Annotated in this window: 3 protein-coding genes and 1 pseudogene; all 4 read left to right on the top strand. The window is 74.1% G+C overall.

From position 1 onward, the window contains the following. Positions 1-46 precede the first annotated feature (46 nt). Positions 47-667: pseudogene (locus AB0I76_RS25980) on the top strand (condensation domain-containing protein); the annotation flags it as partial. Next, positions 660-1,733, top strand: coding sequence for a TauD/TfdA family dioxygenase (locus tag AB0I76_RS25975; RefSeq protein WP_357040568.1), 1,074 nt, complete (start codon positions 660-662; stop codon positions 1,731-1,733). The pseudogene AB0I76_RS25980 and the gene AB0I76_RS25975, both read left to right, overlap by 8 nt. Further along, the gene (locus tag AB0I76_RS25970; protein WP_357040564.1) at positions 1,730-2,746 is read left to right on the top strand and encodes a TauD/TfdA family dioxygenase; all 1,017 of its coding nucleotides are present in this window, start codon (positions 1,730-1,732) and stop codon (positions 2,744-2,746) included. The genes AB0I76_RS25975 and AB0I76_RS25970 overlap by 4 nt, the downstream gene beginning before the upstream one ends. Beyond that, positions 2,743-3,208: hypothetical protein (locus AB0I76_RS25965; protein ID WP_357040561.1), on the top strand; the 466-nt coding region annotated here is incomplete at its 3' end. The genes AB0I76_RS25970 and AB0I76_RS25965, both read left to right, overlap by 4 nt.

Below are 3,208 nucleotides of genomic sequence, written 5' to 3'. Positions count from 1 at the left end.
CCCTCTCCTGAAAGGACCGCCATGCCTCTCCTGACAGGCGGTACGCGAGCTGGCCCGGGCCGAACGGGTCAGCCTGCACATGGTCGGGCTGGCCGCCTTCGCCACCCTGCTGGGCGCGGCCACCGGCCGGCACGACCTGCTGATCGGCGTGGCCTTCGCCGGCCGGACCAGCGTCGCCGCCGAGCAGAGCGTCGGCTGCCACGTCAACACCGTGCCGCTGCGGCTGCGCACCGCACCGGACGGCTGCTTCGCCGACCTGCTCGCCGAGGCCCGCCGGGTCACCCTGTTCGCCGCCGCCCACCAGGACGTCCCCTTCGACCTGCTGGTGGAACGACTGCGGCCCACCCGCCGGCCGCACCGCACCCCGCTGGTGCAGGTCGCGTTCGGCGTACAGAACGCCCCGCCGGCCCGGCACCGCGGCGCGGCCGGCGTCGAGTTCACCGGCGTGGAGCTGACCCCGGACGCCGCCCGGCTCGACCTGACCCTCTGGCTCGACGAGCGGCGGGACGGGCTGGCGGCGCTGTGGACGTACCGCACCGACCTGTTCGACCACGACGGGGTGGTCGCGTGGCACCGCCGGTTCACGGCGCTGCTGCGCACCGCTGCCGCCGACCCCCGGCGCAGTCTGGCCGACTGCGTCGACACCCTGGGAGCGAGTGATGACTGAGCAGACCCGGGTCGCGCGGACCATTCCCCGTCGCGGCCGTGAACGCAACCTGGTGGACGTCCGCCCCGACTGGCCCGGCGGCCCGCTGCCGGCGCTGGTCCGGGCCACCATGCCGGACGTGGATCTGGCCGGCTGGCTGGCCAGCCACCGCGACGAGGTCGACGAACTGGCCCGCCGGCACGGGGCCGTGCTGTTCCGTGGCTTCGCCGTGGCCGGTGCCGCCGACTTCCGCACCGTGATGGCCGCCCTCTCCGCCGAGGTGCTCTCCTACGGCGAGCGGTCCTCACCGCGCAGCCAGGTCACCGAGGGGGTGTACACCTCCACCGAGCACCCCGCCGACCAGCCGATCGTGCTGCACAACGAGCAGTCGTACACGGTGAACTGGCCGCTGCGGATCGTGTTCCACTGCGAGGTGGCGCCGGCCGCCGGTGGGCGTACCCCGCTCGCGGACAGCCGGCGGGTGCTCGCCCGGCTGCGCCCGGAGACCGTCGCCGGGTTCGAGCGGCGCGGGGTGCTCTACCGGCGCAACTACCTGCCCGGCATCAGCCTGAGCTGGCAGACCGCATTCCAGACCGAACGGCGCGAGGACGTCGAGGCGTACTGCGCGCGGGCGCTGATCGACGTGGAGTGGGTCGGTGAGCGGCAGCTGCGTACCCGGCAGGTCCGCCCGGCGGTGCGCCGCCACCCCGTCACCGGCGAGCGGACCTGGTTCAACCACGCGCTCTTCTTCCACGTCACCTCCCTGCCCGGGGACGTCAGCGCCGGCCTGCGGGCCGCCCTCGATGAGGAGGACCTGCCCTACCAGACCGCGTACGGTGACGGCACGCCCATTCCAGACGAGGTGCTGGCCGAGCTGCGGGCCGCGTACGCGGCCGAGACCCGTTCCTTCGACTGGCAGCGCGGCGACGTGCTGCTGGTGGAGAACATGCTGGCCGCGCACGCCCGTGAGCCGTTCACCCCGCCCCGGCGGATCCTCACCGCGATGTCCGATCCGGTCGCCGCGCCCGAGCTGACCGAGGCGGTCCGCTCCGGCCCGGTGCCGAACCCCACCGGGGACCGGGCATGAGCGGGCCGGCGCCGCGTCGGCGCGGTACCGGCACGGTCAGCTGCCCGGTGTCCCGGCGGGTGCTCTCCGACGAGCGGTTCGTGCTGCTCGTCGAGGCCACCGTGCCCGACCTCGACCTGGCCGGCTGGCTCGCCGGCCGCCGCGAGGAGCTGCTGCGGGACCTGGACCGCTACGGGGCGGTGTTCTTCCGCGGTTTCGAGGTGCGCTCCCCGGACGACTTCAGCCAGGCCGCCCGGGCGGTCAGCCCGGACCTGCTCGGCTACCTGGAACGGGCCGCACCCCGGCGCGAGGTCGCCGACCGGGTGTTCACCTCCACGGAGTTCAACGCCGAGCAGTGGATCCCGCTGCACCACGAGATGTCGTACTCGCACAACTGGCCCAGCTACCTCTACTTCTGGTGCGCGCAGCCGGCCACCGGCAGCGGCGGGGCCACCCCGCTGGCCAGCGAGCGGGTCATCACCCCGCTGATCCCCGCCGACGTGCGGGAACGGTTCCTCCGCTCCGGGGTCTGCTACGTGCGCAACTACGGCCCGCACCTGGACCTCCCCTGGCAGGAGGCGTTCCAGACCACCGACCGGGCGGAGGTGGAGGCGTACTGCGCCGCGTCGGCGACCGAGTTCACCTGGCTGGGCTCCGACGGGCTGCGGACCCGGGCCCGGCGGCAGGCGGTTGCCACGCATCCGCGTACCGGGGAGACGGTGTGGTTCAACCACGCCCACCTGTTCCACGTGTCCAACATGCCGGCGGAGGTGTCCGGCGCGCTGCTGCGCGAGTACGGCCCGGAAGGGCTGCCCCGTAACGCCTACCACGGCGACGGCGAGCCGATCCCCGACGAGGTGGTCACCGGGCTTCGCGACCTGTATCGGGAACACGCGGTGTCGGTTCCCTGGCAGCGCGGCGACGTGCTGGTGGTGGACAACGTCCTGGCGACCCACGGTCGCGAACCCTTCAGCGGCGACCGGCAGATCCTGGTCGCCATGTCCGACCTCTACGTCAACCGGAGCGTGGTGTGAACGGCTACCGTCTGTCCCCCGTCCAGCGGCTCGCCTGGTCCGCGAAGCACGACCTGGTCCGGGCGCGGGTACGGCTCGCCCACCCGCTGGACCGGGCCCGGCTGCAGACCGCCCTGGACTCGGTGGTGGCCCGGCACGAGGCGCTGCGCCTGACCCTGGTGCACCACCCCGGTCTGCGGGTGCCGATGCAGGACGTCGACGACAGCCGCAGCGTCACCCTCGGTGCGCAGGGCGAGCTGTCGGTCACCCTCACCGACGACGCCCTGGAACTGACCGCCACCCCGGTGATCGCCGACCCGGCCAGCCTGCTCCTGGTCCTCGCCGACCTGGCCCGGGCGTACGCCGGCGAGGCGCTGCCGGAGGACCCGGAGGCGCTGCAGTTCCTCGACGTCGCCGAGTGGCAGCTCGAGGAACGCGAGCAGCAGGCCCCGGCCGCCGCGCGGGCCGCGCCGGCCGCGCGGC

Source organism: Micromonospora sp. NPDC049799, assembly GCF_040656655.1.
In the GTDB taxonomy this organism is placed as follows: Bacteria; Actinomycetota; Actinomycetes; order Mycobacteriales; family Micromonosporaceae; genus Micromonospora.
This window is presented reverse-complemented; position numbering and strand designations above follow the sequence as displayed.